This window comes from Pseudomonas taiwanensis (assembly GCF_013393345.1).
Classification (GTDB): Bacteria; Pseudomonadota; Gammaproteobacteria; order Pseudomonadales; family Pseudomonadaceae; genus Metapseudomonas; species Metapseudomonas resinovorans_C.
On record NZ_QJRF01000067.1, the window covers coordinates 178,266 to 194,133 of the forward strand.

Annotated in this window: 16 protein-coding genes; 11 read left to right on the forward strand and 5 right to left on the reverse strand. The window is 63.2% G+C overall.

The genetic code is table 11. The features are described 5' to 3' along the window. Positions 1 to 212: 212 nt before the first annotated feature. The 3 genes from ettA to gdhA all read left to right on the forward strand — a co-directional run bounded on the left by ettA (position 213) and on the right by gdhA (position 4,062). Positions 213 to 1,880, forward strand: coding sequence for an energy-dependent translational throttle protein EttA (gene ettA / locus DM872_RS20270; protein ID WP_179061141.1), 1,668 nt, complete (start codon positions 213 to 215; stop codon positions 1,878 to 1,880). Positions 1,881 to 1,945: 65 nt separating this feature from the next. Next, on the forward strand, positions 1,946 to 2,473 hold the full coding sequence (locus DM872_RS20275) for a hypothetical protein (RefSeq protein ID WP_179061142.1): 528 nt from the start codon (positions 1,946 to 1,948) through the stop codon (positions 2,471 to 2,473). A 254-nt stretch (positions 2,474 to 2,727) separates the two neighbouring features. Continuing rightward, positions 2,728 to 4,062: an NADP-specific glutamate dehydrogenase gene (gene gdhA / locus DM872_RS20280; protein WP_179061143.1), complete on the forward strand. Its 1,335-nt coding sequence runs from the start codon at positions 2,728 to 2,730 to the stop codon at positions 4,060 to 4,062. A 126-nt stretch (positions 4,063 to 4,188) separates the two neighbouring features. Here gdhA and DM872_RS20285 read toward each other — a convergent pair whose 3' ends face one another. From DM872_RS20285 to DM872_RS20295, 3 genes are all read right to left on the reverse strand, one after another. After that, positions 4,189 to 4,551: a hypothetical protein gene (locus DM872_RS20285; protein WP_179061144.1), complete on the reverse strand. Its 363-nt coding sequence runs from the start codon at positions 4,549 to 4,551 to the stop codon at positions 4,189 to 4,191. 91 nt (positions 4,552 to 4,642) lie between these two features. Beyond that, entirely contained in the window at positions 4,643 to 5,863 is a 1,221-nt protein-coding gene (locus DM872_RS20290; protein ID WP_179061145.1) for an RtcB family protein, read from the reverse strand. A gap of 177 nt (positions 5,864 to 6,040) precedes the next feature. Beyond that, a complete protein-coding gene (locus DM872_RS20295; protein ID WP_218649451.1) occupies positions 6,041 to 7,894 on the reverse strand; it encodes an Lnb N-terminal periplasmic domain-containing protein in 1,854 nt (617 codons plus the stop codon). Positions 7,895 to 8,054: 160 nt separating this feature from the next. Here DM872_RS20295 and DM872_RS20300 point away from each other — a divergent pair, with 160 nt between their 5' ends. The 6 genes from DM872_RS20300 to DM872_RS20325 all read left to right on the forward strand — a co-directional run bounded on the left by DM872_RS20300 (position 8,055) and on the right by DM872_RS20325 (position 13,345). Further along, on the forward strand, positions 8,055 to 8,378 hold the full coding sequence (locus DM872_RS20300) for a TraR/DksA family transcriptional regulator (RefSeq protein ID WP_179061147.1): 324 nt from the start codon (positions 8,055 to 8,057) through the stop codon (positions 8,376 to 8,378). Between the two features lie 87 nt (positions 8,379 to 8,465). Beyond that, entirely contained in the window at positions 8,466 to 10,976 is a 2,511-nt protein-coding gene (locus DM872_RS20305; RefSeq protein ID WP_179061148.1) for a Lon protease family protein, read from the forward strand. Between the two features lie 208 nt (positions 10,977 to 11,184). Then, positions 11,185 to 11,526 (forward strand): PA4575 family protein, encoded by a 342-nt coding sequence (locus tag DM872_RS20310; RefSeq protein ID WP_179061149.1) that lies wholly within the window; start codon positions 11,185 to 11,187, stop codon positions 11,524 to 11,526. A 193-nt stretch (positions 11,527 to 11,719) separates the two neighbouring features. Then, positions 11,720 to 12,214: a TIGR00645 family protein gene (locus tag DM872_RS20315; protein WP_077525105.1), complete on the forward strand. Its 495-nt coding sequence runs from the start codon at positions 11,720 to 11,722 to the stop codon at positions 12,212 to 12,214. A gap of 122 nt (positions 12,215 to 12,336) precedes the next feature. Beyond that, positions 12,337 to 12,642: a DUF6482 family protein gene (locus DM872_RS20320; protein WP_179061150.1), complete on the forward strand. Its 306-nt coding sequence runs from the start codon at positions 12,337 to 12,339 to the stop codon at positions 12,640 to 12,642. An 85-nt stretch (positions 12,643 to 12,727) separates the two neighbouring features. Then, a complete protein-coding gene (locus tag DM872_RS20325; RefSeq protein WP_179061151.1) occupies positions 12,728 to 13,345 on the forward strand; it encodes an FKBP-type peptidyl-prolyl cis-trans isomerase in 618 nt (205 codons plus the stop codon). Between the two features lie 141 nt (positions 13,346 to 13,486). On the opposite strand, the gene DM872_RS20330 is transcribed toward DM872_RS20325, so the two are convergent. Both DM872_RS20330 and DM872_RS20335 read right to left on the reverse strand, forming a co-directional pair. Beyond that, the gene (locus DM872_RS20330; protein WP_179061152.1) at positions 13,487 to 13,729 is read right to left on the reverse strand and encodes a PA4570 family protein; all 243 of its coding nucleotides are present in this window, start codon (positions 13,727 to 13,729) and stop codon (positions 13,487 to 13,489) included. A 332-nt stretch (positions 13,730 to 14,061) separates the two neighbouring features. After that, positions 14,062 to 15,030: a polyprenyl synthetase family protein gene (locus tag DM872_RS20335; RefSeq protein WP_179061153.1), complete on the reverse strand. Its 969-nt coding sequence runs from the start codon at positions 15,028 to 15,030 to the stop codon at positions 14,062 to 14,064. Positions 15,031 to 15,274: 244 nt separating this feature from the next. On the opposite strand from DM872_RS20335, the gene rplU reads away from it, so the two are divergent. After that, a complete protein-coding gene (gene rplU, locus DM872_RS20340) occupies positions 15,275 to 15,586 on the forward strand; it encodes a 50S ribosomal protein L21 (RefSeq protein WP_044872190.1) in 312 nt (103 codons plus the stop codon). A 24-nt stretch (positions 15,587 to 15,610) separates the two neighbouring features. Next, the gene (gene rpmA / locus DM872_RS20345) at positions 15,611 to 15,868 is read left to right on the forward strand and encodes a 50S ribosomal protein L27 (protein ID WP_120653000.1); all 258 of its coding nucleotides are present in this window, start codon (positions 15,611 to 15,613) and stop codon (positions 15,866 to 15,868) included.

Sequence of the window (15,868 nt, forward strand, 5' to 3'; positions counted from 1 at the left end):
CTCGATGGGCAGGTGACGGGGTGTCGCGCGCAACCGGGCGCGCGGGGCGGCTAGCATGCCCTGAAGGCACTCAAAGTGCCAGTACGACCGTCGCCTGTTGTTTGCCCTCCCCGGTGCATTCCGGTAGCTTTGCCGCACGCGCGCGGGAGCGCCTGTTCCCTGATTGTCGCTCCCCGCCTTATTCCACATTCGCTACAGCACCAAGGTCTGTCATGGCTCAATACGTCTACACCATGCACCGGGTCGGCAAAGTCGTGCCCCCGAAGCGTGAGATTCTCAAGGACATTTCCCTTTCCTTCTTCCCGGGCGCCAAGATCGGCGTGCTCGGTCTGAACGGCGCGGGTAAGTCGACCCTCCTGCGCATCATGGCCGGGGTGGACACCGAGATCGATGGTGAAGCCCGCCCGATGCCTGGCATCAAAGTCGGCTACCTGCCCCAGGAACCCAAGCTGGATCCGACCAAGACCGTGCGCGACATCGTCGAAGAGGCGGTGGGCGAAATCAAGCAGGCCCAGGCCCGCCTGGACGAGGTCTACGCCGCCTACGCCGAGCCGGACGCCGACTTCGACGCCCTGGCCGCCGAGCAGGCCAAGCTGGAAGCCATCCTCCAGGCCTCCGATGGCCACAACCTGGAGCGCCAGCTGGAAGTCGCCGCCGACGCCCTGCGACTGCCGCAGTGGGACGCGAAGATCGAACACCTTTCCGGTGGCGAGAAGCGCCGCGTGGCCCTGTGCCGCCTGCTGCTGTCCGCCCCTGACATGCTGCTGCTGGACGAGCCGACCAACCACCTGGACGCCGACTCCGTCGCCTGGCTGGAGCACTTCCTCCACGACTTCCCCGGCACCGTGGTAGCCATTACCCACGACCGTTACTTCCTCGACAACGTTGCTGGCTGGATCCTAGAACTGGACCGTGGCCATGGCATTCCGTTCGAAGGTAACTACTCCGGCTGGCTGGAATCCAAGGCCAACCGCCTGGCCCAGGAAGCCAAGCAGGAAGCCTCCCACGCCAAGGCCATGAAGGCCGAACTGGAGTGGGTTCGCCAGGGCGCCAAGGCTCGCCAGTCCAAGTCCAAGGCTCGTCTGCAACGCTTCGAGGAAATGCAGTCCCAGGAATTCCAGAAGCGCAGCGAAACCAACGAGATCTACATCCCGGCCGGTCCGCGCCTGGGCGACAAGGTCATCGAGCTGAACAACGTCACCAAGGGCTACGGCGATCGCGTGCTGATCGACGACCTGTCCCTGAGCATTCCGAAGGGCGCCATCGTCGGCGTGATCGGCGGTAACGGTGCGGGCAAGTCGACCCTGTTCCGCATGCTCACCGGCAAGGAGCAACCGGACTCGGGCACCATCGATATCGGTGAAACCGTGCAGATCGCCAGCGTCGACCAGAGCCGCGAGATCCTCGACGGTGGCAAGACCGTATGGCAGCAGGTTTCCGACGGCTTCGAGCAGATCAAGATCGGCAACTACGAAGTCCCGTCGCGCAGCTATGTCGGCCGCTTCAACTTCAAGGGCGCCGACCAGCAGAAGTTCGTCAAGGACCTCTCCGGTGGTGAGCGTGGCCGCCTGCACCTGGCCCTGACCCTGAAGCAGGGCGGCAACGTGCTGCTGCTCGACGAACCGTCCAACGACCTCGACGTGGAAACCCTGCGTGCGCTGGAAGAAGCGCTGCTGGACTTCCCCGGCGCCGCCATCGTGATTTCCCACGATCGCTGGTTCCTGGACCGTATCGCCACCCACATCCTCTCCTACGAGGACGACGGCAAGGTGAACTTCTTCGAAGGCAACTACACCGAGTTCGAGGCAGACCGCAAGAAACGCCTTGGCGAGGCTGCTGCCCAACCACACCGCGTACGTTACAAGAAGCTGGCCCAGTAACCCGGCCGGGCAAGCGTCACAAGACAACGGAGCCCTTTGGCTCCGTTGTCGTTTCAGGAGGTTCCGTGAAGGGATTCAATCACTACCTGTTCTGGCTTTCGACCCTGGCGCTGTTCGGGGTCTGCGGCCTGTATTTCTCCTTCTACCCATCGCCTGCCTGGAAAGCCGGTTCCGTCGGCTGCGCCCTCGTGCTCGGCAGTGGGCTTTATGCCTGGCTGGCCTGGCGCGAGCGCTTCGTCAGCCTCTTCCAGCTGGAGACGGACAGCGCGCGCTGGCAGTTGCACGCTGTCTTGGGGGCACTCCTGATCCTGGTGGTCTGGGGCGCGCTGCAGGTGCCAGCGGCCGCGCTATATACCCAGTGGTTGGGGGAGGATTCCGAGTTCGCCGCGCGGATTCTGGGCAAGGCTGACGGTGGCCTCGGCTGCCAGTTCCGAGTGGAGCTGGTGCTGGACGATGCGGCAATGGGCGTCGGTGTCTGCGTTGCGGAGGACGTCTGGCATGCCCTGCCGGACCACGGCACGGTGGTGATGCGCGGCAAGCGCAGCGCCATGGGCATCAATCCCCGAGAGGTGCTGAAGGTGTCCGCGCATTGATGGCGGGTCGGCGCCATGGGCAGATCTGGTGCGCTGGATGCTCAAGCGTGGTGCGACCATTGGTCGGCTGGCTGTGGTGCCAATCCCCAGAAATAGAGCGTTAAGGTACGGAAATCCGCTGCTTTCAGTGCTGATTTACATTTAATGCACCAAAAAGATTCAGATATGCGTCATTTTGCCCTATCGAGGTGCCGTGCAGATTGGTAGAGTCTCGCGCCATAAATTGTTCACAAAAGAAGAAATTGGTGAGAGTCATGACGCAATCTGTCGACGCCTTCCTGCTGCGCCTCAAGCAGCGCGACCCCGACCAGCCTGAGTTCCATCAGGCCGTGGAAGAGGTCCTGCGCAGCCTTTGGCCGTTCCTTGAAGCCAATCCACAGTACCTGCAGGCCGGCATCGTCGAACGTATCGTCGAGCCGGAACGCGCAGTTCTGTTCCGGGTGCCGTGGGTCGACGACCAGGGGCAGGTCCGCGTCAACCGTGGTTTCCGTGTGCAGATGAGCAGCGCCATCGGCCCCTACAAGGGCGGCCTGCGCTTCCATCCTTCGGTGAACCTGGGCGTGCTGAAATTCCTCGCCTTCGAGCAGGTCTTCAAGAACTCCCTGACCTCGTTGCCGATGGGCGGTGGCAAGGGCGGTTCGGACTTCGACCCGAAGGGCAAGAGCGACGCCGAAGTCATGCGCTTCTGCCAGTCCTTCATGAGTGAGCTGTACCGCCACATCGGTGCCGACCTCGACGTGCCGGCCGGTGACATCGGTGTGGGTGCCCGCGAAATCGGTTTCCTCTTCGGCCAGTACAAGCGCCTGTCCAACGAGTTCACCTCGGTGTTCACCGGCAAGGGCCTGGCCTACGGTGGCAGCCTGATCCGCCCCGAGGCCACCGGTTACGGTTGCGTTTACTTCGCCCAGGAAATGCTCAAAGGCATCGGTCGTGACTTCGACGGCCAGCGCGTGACCATTTCCGGCTCCGGCAATGTGGCCCAGTACGCGGCACAGAAGGTCATGGAACTGGGCGGCAAGGTGGTTTCCCTGTCCGATTCCGAAGGCACTCTGTTTGCCGAGGCGGGCCTGACCGTCGAGCAGTGGGAAGCCCTGATGGAGCTGAAGAACGTCCGTCGTGGCCGCCTCAGCGAGCTTTCCGGTCCAGGCCTGCGCTTCCTGCCTGGCCAGCGTCCCTGGGCCCTGGCTTGCGACATCGCCTTGCCCTGCGCGACCCAGAACGAGTTGGATGCCGAGGACGCCCGCGCCTTGCTGGCCAATGGCTGCGTCTGCGTCGCCGAAGGTGCCAACATGCCGTCGACCCTGGCAGCGGTGGACGTATTCCACGAAGCAGGCATCCTCTTTGCCCCGGGCAAGGCCTCCAACGCCGGTGGCGTCGCTACCAGCGGCCTGGAAATGAGCCAGAACGCCATGCGTCTGCACTGGACCGCGGGTGAAGTGGACCAGCGCCTGCACGGCATCATGCAGAACATCCACCACGCCTGCGTGAGCTATGGCGAAGAGAACGGCCGGGTGAACTACGTGAAGGGCGCCAACATCGCCGGCTTCGTGAAAGTCGCCGATGCCATGCTGGCGCAGGGCGTGGTGTAACGCTGCTGTAGGCCTTGTAGGGGCGAATTCATTCGCCAAGGGCAGCGCAGCTGCCCCCTTCAAGGTCTGTAGGGCAGACCTTCGGCCTGCTTGGCGAATGAATTCGCCCCTACAGATTCACTGCCGTCAATCCGGATGCAACGCCCGCCCCAGGGCGTTGCTCCTGTCCCGCTCCCACTCATCATTGTGCCGATCTCGGCGCCAATCCTCGTAATCGCGGCGCTCCTCGCTCTGCACCTGCGCCTGGCATTGACGAAAACCATCGCTCCAGCCTTCGGCGTACGTTGCGTCCTTTAGATAGCGCGGCACGTCCTTGCGGAACTCTCCGCTGATAGTCCCGGCTGCCTGGCGGCCGCTGCTGCAGCCATCGGCGAAACCGTCGGCGAAGGCGGGTGGATAGCCCTGGGCGATCAGATGGTCATGGGTGGTTTCACAGCCTGCGATCAGACTGCCGACAAGCATGAAGAGGGCGACGTGACGCGACGCCATGGTGGCTCCCGTGCACCAAGAGGCGGGCGCACGCGCAATGGGGGTTGCGAACGACTCTAGCGCGGGCCTTGTGATGAAAACGTCAAGGCGCTCAACCCTTGACGCAGACCACCTGGCGCAGGGTATGCACGACTTCGACCAGGTCACGCTGGGCCGCCATCACGGCATCGATGTCCTTGTAAGCCATGGGGATCTCGTCGATCACGTCCTTGTCCTTGCGGCATTCGACGTGGGCAGTGGCGCGGATCTGGTCTTCCACCGTGAACAGCTTTTTCGCCCGTCCACGGCTCATGGCCCGACCGGCACCATGGCTGCAGGAGCAGAAGGCGTCCTCATTGCCGAGGCCCCTGACGATGAAGCTCCTGGCTCCCATGGAACCGGGAATGATGCCCAGCTCGCCTTTCTGCGCAGACACCGCGCCCTTGCGCGTCACCAGCACCTCGTGGCCGAAGTGCCGCTCCTTCTGCACGTAGTTGTGGTGGCAGTTCACCGCTTCCAGGTTGGCTTCGAAGGGGCGCTTGAGCGCCTTGCGGGCGGCGTCGATAACCGCCTGCATCATCAGGGCGCGGTTTTGCCGGGCGAAGTCCTGAGCCCAGCCCACCGCTTCCACGTAGTCATCGAAGTGTTTGCTGCCTTCCTCGAAGTAGGCCAGGTCGCGGTCCGGCAGGTTGGCGATGTGCTGGCGCATGTCGGCCTGGGCCAGTTCGATGAACAGGGTGCCGATGGCATTGCCCACTCCGCGCGAACCACTGTGCAGCATGAACCAGACGCGATCGGTCTCGTCCAGGCAGACCTCGATGAAGTGGTTGCCGGTGCCCAGTGTCCCCAGGTGATGGCGGTTGTTGGTCTTCTCCAGGCGCGGGTACTTCGCGGTGATGGCCTTGAAACGCCTGGCGAGAGGGCGCCAGGCCTGATCAGCGATATCCGGCACATCATCCCAGGCGCCCTGGTCATGTCGACCGAAGGTCTTACCGTGCGGTACCGCCCGTTCAATGGCGCTGCGCAGGCCGTGGAGGTTGTCCGGCAGGTCGCGGGCGTGCAGGGAGGTGAGGGCGGCAATCATCCCGCAGCCGATGTCCACGCCGACTGCGGCAGGAATGATGGCGCCCACGGTGGGAATCACGCTGCCGATGGTCGAGCCCTTGCCCAGGTGTACATCGGGCATCACCGCCAGGTGCTTGAAGATGAACGGCATCTTCGCCGTGTTGATCAACTGCTGGCGGGCTTCGTCTTCCACCGGCACGCCCTGGGTCCAGAGCTTGATCGGCTTGCCGTTGGAGACTTCCAGCAATTGGGGACCGTTGGTGTTCATCTGCATCGCCTGACGAGGGTGTGGATAACCATTCTGAGCCCGTTGTGGCGGGCCGGGCGCGCATCTTACCGGTGGCGCCAGTGATGGGTATCGCAGGCTCGCGGAACGCCGCCCGACCCATCCTGCAAAGGCGAGGTGGGGGTCGGCCGTAGGATGGGTGGAGCGAAGCGATACCCATCAATAGTGGTACCACTTCAGTTCCAGCATCACTTCGTTCACCGGCGCGGCGAGCTGGCTGAACTCCCGCTGCGCGGTCAGGCGCAGGCCGAGGTTGCGGGAAATCTCCCATTGCTGGTTGAGAGACAGTCGGCGACGGACTTCGCCGTTGTGGAAATAGTCGCCGGCCGCTTCCAGGCTGAGGCTGCCCAGTGGGTTGTGCCAGAGCAGGCCAGTGTTGAAGCCTGCTGCGGTGGCGATGAACGGCGCGAAGTCTTCGTTGTGCTCGATACGGGCGGTCGCCAGGGCGAAGCCGAGGGCGTCATCCCCCAATTGCCAGGAACCGCCGACGCCGCCATTGAGGTGGCTGACCAGGCGTTCGTCGCCATCCTCGCCCAGTACCCGCTCCAGGCCACCCGCCACCTGCCAGGACAGCGGCTTCAGCAGGTCCCCACGCGGGGTCAGGGAGCGGATGGTCGCCAGGTCCAGGCGCTGCAGTTGCCAGTGGTTGTCCTCGTACTGGCGCAACTTGAGCTGGAGGATCTCGATCTGCGCGCCAAGCGGGAAACCGGACAGGTTGTCATTGAGGTCGTGATAGGCCATGCGCAGGCCGTACTCGGCGAAGGCACGGTCCTCGCGGGTACCGGCGCCGAGTTGCCAGGTGCGCGATTCGTGGCCTTCTTCGGGCAATCCGGGGCGGTCCAGGCTCAGCTCCGGCGGCGGATTGCGATTGATGCTCTGCAGCAGCTTGTAGCTGCGTGTGGCGCTTTCGCGGGTGCGCTCTTCCCCGGTGGCGCGATAACGAACCAGGCGGAAGGCGGCGTCCTGGATCAGGGCGCGACGCGGAGCGGGCAGGGCAAGAAAGGTCGGGTCATTCAGTAGCTGTTCGTTTTCGGCGAGCTGGCGTACCCACTGCTGTTCGGCGTGGTCCAGCGGCTCGGCGCGCGCCAGCAGTTCCTTTTCCCGCGAGGGGCGGTAGTCGATCGACTCCACCAGACCGGCTTGCTTGACCGCGCGCACGGTATCGGTGGGGATGGCGGTAATCGGGAACTGGTCGGTGAGCTCGATTCCGGGGCGGGCGATCTCCAGCAATTCCAGCAGGCGGTAGGAGCAGTTTTCGTCGAAGAAGTAATAATCGAAGCGGATCTGCTTGAGTTCCCAGACGTGCTCCACCATGCGCCCGGTTTCCTCGGCGGTGAGATTCAGGCGGTATTCCCAGAGATCGCGATTCTCCAGGCGGCTGTATTCCTTGAGCTTGTCGCGGTAGGGCACCAGGGCGAACAGGCCGGGATAGCCCCCCATCAGCCCCTTCCAGGCGTAGAGGATGCTGTTGTCCGCCCCTTCGATGAAGGCGCCGAAGTTCAGCGCATAACTGAGCATTGCGGTGTTGTTTTCGTGGATGTCCGGCTGGTCGATCCGCAACAGGGTATGGCCGAACATGGAGGACGGGCTGTTGAGGTAGGCTGCGGGGAACACCAGCACGGTGCTATCCGGGTTGATGTCGGCGTACCAGGCCTTGTACTCGCCGCAATCCGGCTGTGGCAGGTCGCTGAGCTGGAGCTGCGCGCGTAGCCAGCGGGTACGCGCGGGATAGACGCATTGCGGATGTTTGTCGCCTTGTTCGGCTGGCGCGTAGAGCGCGGCCAGGGTAGCGCGCAGTTCGGCTTCCGGGTCGTTCGCCCCCGTTTCGGCCAGGAAGAACTCGGAATCGTCCACATAGCTGCGCCAGCCGCCCAGCTTCCCGGTCTCGTAGTGGCCAAGGGCAATCCAGTAGGAATCGTTCGCCAGCGCCTGGATGCGTTCGGCGGGGAACTGGGGAGCGGCGTGGGCGGCGATCGAGGTGCACAGGGCGAGGTACGGGAAAATCCGTTTCAAGGGCACAGCTCTTCCTGGTGAGAGATTCGTCCGAGCTTTGGGTAACGCCGGGGCGGGTGTCAAGCAAGGCGATGACGCGCATTTACGCAAGTTTGCACAAGTGGGATGCAGGCTGCGTTACAGCGTCCACACTTAGGGAGTGAACTGGGGAGATTCCAGCATGACAACTACCGACCCTCGGGCCGCACTCGATGCCCTGATAGTGGAGTACACCGCCCGCGCCAACTCCATTCGTGAAGACCTGGCCAGCAGCCACTCGCCGGATTTCGCCGAGCAGGCGGGGGAGCGCGAGAACGACGAAGTACTGACTGCGATCCTCGCCGAAACCGAGGCCGCCCTGCGCCGTGTGGGCATGGCCAAGTTGCGCCTGGCGGACGGCAGCTACGGTTTTTGCCAGCGTTGCGGCGAGCCCATAGAGCCGGCGCGACTGGCGGTGCTGCCGGCGGCCGAGTACTGCCTGAGCTGCGCTGACCTGGCCCACTGAACACCCTGGCGTTTTGCCTTGCCAGTGATGTCAGGGCGGCGCCAGAATGCGGCCATTGCTTTCTTGCCGAGCCATTAAGGACACTCGATGCCTGACTCCTTCGCTGCCAGCCTGCGACTGGCGCCCGATGCGCTGACCCGTCCCTTCGAGCCCCACCAGTTCAGTTTTAAGTCGACCGAGGACCTGGAGCCCTTCCGCGGCGTGCTCGGCCAGGAGCGCGCGGTGGAGGCCCTGCAGTTCGGCGTGGCGATGCCGCGTCCCGGTTACAACGTCTATGTGATGGGCGAGCCCGGCACCGGTCGCTTCTCCTTCGTAAAACGCTACCTCAAGGCCGAGGGCAAGCGCCTGGAAACCCCGGCGGACTGGCTCTACGTCAACCACTTCGAAGAACCCCGCGAGCCTCGTGCCCTGCAATTGCCGTCGGGCGAGGCGAACGATTTCATCTGCGACATCGAGCATCTGGTGGACAACCTCCTGGCCACCTTCCCGGCGGTATTCGAGACACCCACCTTCCAGCAGAAGAAGAGTGCGATCGATCGCGCCTTCAACCAGCGCTACGACCGTGCGCTCGACGTCATCGAGCGCCTGGCCCTGGAGAAGGATGTCGCCCTCTACCGTGACAGCGCCAACATCGCCTTCACGCCCATGAAGGACGGCAAGGCTCTGGACGAAGCGGACTTCGCCCAGCTGGACGAAGCCGAGCGCGATCGTTTCCACGATGACATTTCCATGCTGGAGGAGCGCCTGAACGAGGAGCTGTCCAGCCTTCCGCAGTGGAAGCGCGAGTCCAGCAACCAGCTGCGCCAGCTCAACGAGGAAACCATTACCCAGGCCCTGCAACCGCTGCTTTCGCCCCTGTCGGCCAAGTACGCGGAGAACGCCGGCGTCGTGGCCTATCTGCAGGCCATGCAGGTGAACCTGCTTAAAACGGTGGTGGACCAACTGCTGGACGACAAGCCGGACGCCCAGCGTCGCGAAATACTGGAAGAGCAGTACTGCCCCAGCCTGGTGGTGGGTCATCACGCCAGCGGCGGCGCCCCGGTGGTGTTCGAGCCGCATCCCACCTATGACAACCTGTTCGGCCGCATCGAGTACGGCACCGACCAGGGCGCCCTCTACACCAGCTACCGTCAGCTGCGCCCAGGTGCGCTGCACCGTGCCAACGGTGGTTTCCTGATCCTGGAAGCCGAGAAGCTGCTGGGCGAGCCCTTCGTCTGGGATGCCCTGAAGCGCGCACTGCAGTCGCGCAAGCTGAAGATGGAGTCCCCTCTTGCCGAGCTCGGTCGCCTGGCCACCGTTACCCTGACACCCCAGATGATCCCGCTGCAGGTGAAGGTGGTGATCATCGGTTCGCGCCAGCTCTACTACACGCTGCAGGACCTGGATCCCGACTTCCAGGAGATGTTCCGCGTGCTGGTGGACTTCGACGAGGAAATCGCCCTGTCGGACGACAGCCTCGAGCAGTTCGCCCAGTTGCTGAAGACCCGCACCTCGGAAGAGGGCATGGCCCCGCTCACCGCGGCTGCCGTCGCCCGCCTGGCGACCTACAGCGCCCGTCTGGCCGAGCACCAGGGCCGGCTTTCGGCACGCATCGGCGACCTGTTCCAACTGGTCAGTGAGGCGGACTTCATCCGTCAGTTGGCGAACGAGCCGATGACCGATGCCGATCACATCGACCGCGCCCTCAAGGCCAAGGCGACCCGCACTGGCCGTGTATCCGCGCGCATCCTCGACGACATGCTGGCGGGCATCATCCTGATCGACACCTCCGGCGCCGCCGTGGGCAAGTGCAACGGCCTGACGGTGCTGGAAGTGGGCGATTCGGCTTTCGGCGTGCCGGCGCGGATTTCGGCGACCGTCTACCCGGGCAGCTCGGGCATCGTCGACATCGAACGCGAGGTCAACCTGGGCCAGCCGATTCACTCCAAGGGGGTGATGATCCTCACCGGGTACCTCGGCAGCCGCTATGCCCAGGAATTCCCCCTGGAGATCTCCGCGAGCATCGCCCTGGAGCAGTCCTACGGCTACGTGGATGGCGACAGCGCTTCCCTCGGTGAGGCCTGCACCCTGATCTCCGCGCTCTCGCGCACGCCGCTCAAGCAGTGCTTCGCCATCACCGGCTCGATCAACCAGTTCGGCGAGGTGCAGGCAGTCGGTGGGGTCAACGAGAAGATCGAAGGCTTCTTCCGCCTCTGCGAGGCCCGTGGCCTGACGGGCGAGCAGGGGGTCATCATCCCTCATGCCAACGTCACCACCCTGATGCTGGACGAACGCGTGCTGGAGGCCGTGCGCACGGGCCGCTTCCACGTCTATGCGGTCCGCCAGGCCGACGAGGCGCTGAGCCTGCTGGTGGGCGAGCCTGCTGGTGTGCCGGACGACAAGGGCCAGTTCCCCGAAGGCAGCGTCAATGCCCGCGTAGTGGCGCGACTGCGGGAAATTGCCGAGATGGGGCTGGAAGAAGAGGAGAAACCAGCAGTTGCCCAGGAGGTAGTGGAGGCCGTTGCCAAGGCCGCAGCACCGCCCAAGCCTGCGCGTAAGGGGCCAAAGAAGGAGCCCGGCAAGGCGCCGGTCCCGGACAAGACCCAGGGTCCGTCCTGAGTCATCGACCGTCGCGCCGGGTTGGGTGCCCGGCGTGGCTGGTCAGTCATTGAGCGGTGGGGAAGGCCCCTCGGGTAGCCGGCGTCCCACCGCCTTTCCCTCACCCTGTGCACAGGGTTATCCACAGTTCACGTGGATAAGCATCGCGCTTTCGCAGGTCTAAACTCGGGTGTAGGCTGAAAAACAGGCCTCTGCGAGGAAAGCCGCCATGACGCGCAACCTCTGCCTTACCCGTCAGTGCCTGGGACTCGTGACCCGGATCGAGTGTGTGATCCGTCCGCTGGCGGGAGAGAATGGACTCTGGACGCTGCTCTGTGCAGCGGGAATGTCGGGGGAACAACCCTCGGCGATCAAAGCCCAGGGCCCATTCCATGGGCCTATCGTGGCGGAGTCGGTGCTCTCTGCGATTGCCGATTGCCTCGCCGAACAGGGTTACACCGAAGCCCACGATCCGCCGATCTGGCGCCTGCACCTCCAGGGTGAGTTGCGACGCATCAATGGCACGCGTTGTCGAAGCCTTGGCGACTGCCAGTTCCGCCCCGAAACCTGACGGGCTTCAGTTGGCCAGCTTTTGTGCAGCGGCTGGGAGCCTACGGCGGTAGCGGCGTGCGTCGGACGTTCCAATGTTCGCTCACAGACTTATCCACAGTGTTTGGGGATATTTCGCTGCTCGTTGCCATTATTTTTCTGTAAGAAGCACCTCGCTATACTCGCGGCCGGTTTTTTACTGACTACGAGAAGCCATGGAACGCATTCTAGAAAACTCGATGTACGCCGCACGCTGGTTGCTGGCCCCGATCTACTTCGGCCTGTCCTTCGCGCTGTTGGCGCTGACCCTGAAATTCTTCCAGGAAGTCGTGCACATCCTGCCGCACGTCTTCGAGAAGTCCGAAGCAGACCTCATCCTGGTGCTGCTGTCGCTGATCGATATGTCGCTGGTGGGCGGCCTGCTGGTGATGGTGATGATTTCCGGCTACGAGAACTTCGTTTCTCAGCTGGATATCGATGACAGCAAGGAAAAACTGAGCTGGCTCGGCAAGATGGACTCCGGCTCGTTGAAGATGAAGGTGGCCGCATCCATCGTGGCGATCTCCTCCATCCACCTGCTGCGCATCTTCATGGACGCGCAGAACATCGATAACAGCAAGATCATGTGGTACGTGGTGTTGCACATGACCTTCGTCATCTCCGCCTTCGCCATGGGTTATCTGGACAAGATGACCAAGCACGACCACTGACAAGGTTTTTGCGCTGCCCTGACCGCCCGGCCGCTGAAAAGCGGACGGGCGGTTGCGTATCTGCCGTCCACATACGGTCCTGTGCATTAGATTTGAGGTGTACAGCGAGCGAGGGCGACGCCATGAAATTGCACGACCTCAGCAGTCATGCCCGTGCCGGGCACATCGAAGAAATCAACCTGATCTCCCTGGAAGGCGGTATCTATCTGCTGGAAGCCCGGATCGATGGCCGTAGCCATCATCTGGATGACGGCCAGGGCCATGCGACGCACCTTCGCTCGGTGGAACACGCCCGGGAAGTGCTTCGCGAGTTCCCGGACCTGCCCTTCCATCTGGTGCACAGCGTGGTGCACGACGAGATGTGCGGGATGGAGGCAGACAGCCAGGATACGGTGCGCGTGCCCATCTCGACCCGCGTCTCCCACTGACCTGCGGCTGTCGGCGGGAGCCCGCGCCGGGGAAGGGAAGCTGTGCTAGTCTGGCCGACCTTTTTTCCCGGAGCGGAGTTCCGCCATGTCTCAACTCGATCTCTCTACCGACGAAACCCGCGTCAGCTACGGCATCGGCCGTCAGCTCGGCGACCAGATCCGTGACAATCCCCCGCCCGGCGTAAGCCTTGAAGCAGTGATCGCTGGCCTCAGCGATGCCTTCCAGGGCGTGGAAAGCCGTGTCGATGGTGCTGCCCTGTCTGCCAGCTTCCGCGTGATTCGCGAGCGCATGCAGGCTGAAGCCGAAGCCAAGGCCGAGGCCGCTGCTGGCGCTGGTCGCACCTACCTGGAAGAGAACGCCAAGCGCGAAGGCGTGACCGTCCTGCCGTCCGGCTTGCAGTTCGAAGTACTGGTAGCGGGTGAGGGCGCCAAGCCGTCCGCCGAAGACACCGTCCGCACCCACTACCACGGCACCCTGATCGACGGCACTGTGTTCGACAGCTCCTACGATCGTGGCCAGCCGGCCGAATTCCCGGTGGGCGGCGTGATCGCCGGCTGGGTCGAGGCCCTGCAACTGATGAACGCTGGCAGCAAATGGCGCCTGCACGTTCCGAGCGAACTGGCCTATGGCGCCCAAGGCGTCGGTAGCATCCCGCCGCACAGCGTGCTGGTGTTCGATGTGGAGCTCCTGGACATCCTCTGATCCAGGGCGACCCCTGGGCGAGCCATCCCTGGCCCGTCCAGGAACCGGCGAGGGCGCCTTTGCCCTCGCTGCAAGCGCGGCGCCCGGGCGCCGCACTTGCGGATGACGCATCCTGGCGTCATCCAGATTCCCGAATGACCCTCAGTGCAGCTCGCCGTGCGGACGCAATGCCCTGGCGTAGCAGAACAGGAAGAGGTTTCGCACCAATTCCTTGAGCACCAGCGGCTCGCTTGAGTTGAGGCAGGCCAGGTCGAGTTCGCCCTGTTCGCGCAGTTCGTCGAGGGCTTCTTCTTCCAGCACGGCGCAGACCTCACCGGTTTCCCGATGGAGTATCCGCAGGTAGGGGTGGGGGCGATCCAGCCAGGCATCGATCAGGTAGGTCATGGCTCATCTCCTTGAAAACCGTAGAGATGAGAATAATTACTATTATCAAAATGGCAAGCGCTAATCGATACCTTTCGTCGAGGCAGAAAAAAGCCCGTCACCAGGACGTAATGCTGTTCAGTTAGCCCCGCCCACGAGGTGTCGCTGTTGTTGTAGGAGCGAGCTTGCTCGCGAAGCTTTCCGGGATATCGCCCATTCGCCAGCAAGCTGGCTCCTACAGCGTTTCCCCGCTGCAGAAACCAAGAACGCCGCTCACCCGGTGAGGGATTAGCGGCGTTCTTATGTGAACAGCATTACGTCACCAGGACGGGCTTTTTCGACTGATCAGGGCCTCAGTGGGTTCGCGCGACAGCGAACTCGGTGAGCTCGACCAGCGCATCGCGATAAGCGCTGGCCGGTAGCGTATTCAGGCAGGTGATGGCACGGGCGGCGTAGTCGCGGGCCAGTTGGGCGGTGTAGTCCAGGGCGCCTGCTGCTTCCACGGCTGCGCGGATACCTTCCAGGTCCTGGCTGCCACCTTGCTGGATGGCCTTGCGCACCAGGCTGGCCTGCTCCGGAGTGCCATCGCGCATGGTGGCGATCAGCGGCAGGGTGGGCTTGCCTTCGGCCAGGTCGTCTCCGACGTTCTTGCCGAGGGTGGCAGCATCGCCGCGGTAGTCGAGCAAGTCGTCCACCAATTGGAAGGCGATGCCCAGGGCGTCGCCGAACTGGCGCAGAGTCTCGGACTGCTCGGCGCTTGCGCCGGCCAGCACCGCGGCGCTGTGGGTCGAGGCCTCGAAGAGCATCGCGGTCTTGCCGCGAATGACTTCCATATAGGTTTCTTCGGTGGTGCTGGCGTCACGGATTTTCGACAGTTGCAGCACTTCGCCTTCGGCGATGACCCGAGTGGCCTGGGAGATGATGCGCATCACCGGCATGGAGCCGAGTTCCACCATCATTTCGAAGGAGCGGGCATAGAGGAAGTCGCCCACCAGCACGCTCGGCGCGTTCCCCCAAAGGGCGTTGGCGGTCGAGCGGCCGCGGCGCAGGCCGGAGGCATCCACCACGTCATCGTGGAGCAGGGTGGAGGTGTGCAGGAACTCGATGGTGGCGGCCAGCAGGCGCAGTTGGTCGCCGCCGAAGCCAAGGGCATTGCCGCTCAGCAGGACGAGCAGCGGGCGCAGGCGCTTGCCACCGGCGGAGACGATGTAGTCACCGATCTTTTCCACCAGGGGGACGCGGGAGGTCAGCTGCCGGCGAATGATGTCGTCGACTGCGGTAAAATCGTCCGCCACCACGCGGTAGAAAGCCTGGGGTTGCATCGGCCAGAAGTGCTCCTGTTGGGATGCGCGGCATGCTAGGGACCGGGCCGGGGACTGTCAAGGCGAGCCCTGGCGGTGCTTGCGCGGCAATCGCGCCTTGCGTACAATCGCGGCCCCTGAACTTCCTTGGGCATTTTCCTGCCTTACGCAATTGCACGGGCGTCAGTTCCGGCCCCATGCAGCCATGCCGACCGATACCTCTTTTTATAAAGCGTCGGGTGAGCAGGTTTAACGGAGAAAATCCATGTACGCAGTTATCGTTACCGGCGGCAAGCAATACAAAGTCGCTGAAGGTGAATTCCTGAAAGTCGAGAAGCTCGAAGTCGCCACCGGCGAATCCGTGACTTTCGACCGCGTCCTGCTGATCGGCAATGGCGAAGACGTGAAAATCGGTGCTCCGGTTGTTGACGGTGCCAAAGTAGTCGCTGAAGTGGTCTCTCAAGGCCGTCACGACAAAGTGCGCATCATCAAGTTCCGCCGTCGTAAGCACCACATGAAGCGCCAGGGCCACCGCCAGTGGTTCACTGAAATCAAAATCACCGGCATCCAGGCCTAATTTCCTTTTTGGAGGATTTGACTCATGGCACACAAAAAAGCTGGCGGTTCTACCCGCAACGGCCGCGACTCAGAAAGTAAACGCCTTGGCGTGAAGCTGTTCGGTGGCCAGGTTGTCAAAGCTGGCAACATCATCGTGCGTCAGCGCGGCACCAAGTTCCACGCCGGCGTCGGCGTTGGCCTGGGCAAGGATCACACCCTGTTCGCGAAAGTGGACGGCGTGATCAAGTTCGAGGTCAAAGGTGCTTTCGGCCGCAAGTACGTAAGCATCGTCGCAGCCTGA

Coding starts and splice junctions, on each gene's coding strand:
- rpmA (WP_120653000.1), top strand. CDS start 15,611: ATGGCACACAAAAAAGCTGGCGGTTCTACCCGCAACGGCCGCGACTCA.
- DM872_RS20310 (WP_179061149.1), top strand. CDS start 11,185: ATGACGCGCAACCTCTGCCTTACCCGTCAGTGCCTGGGACTCGTGACC.
- DM872_RS20285 (WP_179061144.1), bottom strand. CDS start 4,551: ATGGCGTCGCGTCACGTCGCCCTCTTCATGCTTGTCGGCAGTCTGATC.
- DM872_RS20290 (WP_179061145.1), bottom strand. CDS start 5,863: ATGAACACCAACGGTCCCCAATTGCTGGAAGTCTCCAACGGCAAGCCG.
- DM872_RS20325 (WP_179061151.1), top strand. CDS start 12,728: ATGTCTCAACTCGATCTCTCTACCGACGAAACCCGCGTCAGCTACGGC.
- DM872_RS20300 (WP_179061147.1), top strand. CDS start 8,055: ATGACAACTACCGACCCTCGGGCCGCACTCGATGCCCTGATAGTGGAG.
- DM872_RS20315 (WP_077525105.1), top strand. CDS start 11,720: ATGGAACGCATTCTAGAAAACTCGATGTACGCCGCACGCTGGTTGCTG.
- DM872_RS20320 (WP_179061150.1), top strand. CDS start 12,337: ATGAAATTGCACGACCTCAGCAGTCATGCCCGTGCCGGGCACATCGAA.
- DM872_RS20330 (WP_179061152.1), bottom strand. CDS start 13,729: ATGACCTACCTGATCGATGCCTGGCTGGATCGCCCCCACCCCTACCTG.
- ettA (WP_179061141.1), top strand. CDS start 213: ATGGCTCAATACGTCTACACCATGCACCGGGTCGGCAAAGTCGTGCCC.
- DM872_RS20335 (WP_179061153.1), bottom strand. CDS start 15,030: ATGCAACCCCAGGCTTTCTACCGCGTGGTGGCGGACGATTTTACCGCA.
- rplU (WP_044872190.1), top strand. CDS start 15,275: ATGTACGCAGTTATCGTTACCGGCGGCAAGCAATACAAAGTCGCTGAA.
- gdhA (WP_179061143.1), top strand. CDS start 2,728: ATGACGCAATCTGTCGACGCCTTCCTGCTGCGCCTCAAGCAGCGCGAC.
- DM872_RS20305 (WP_179061148.1), top strand. CDS start 8,466: ATGCCTGACTCCTTCGCTGCCAGCCTGCGACTGGCGCCCGATGCGCTG.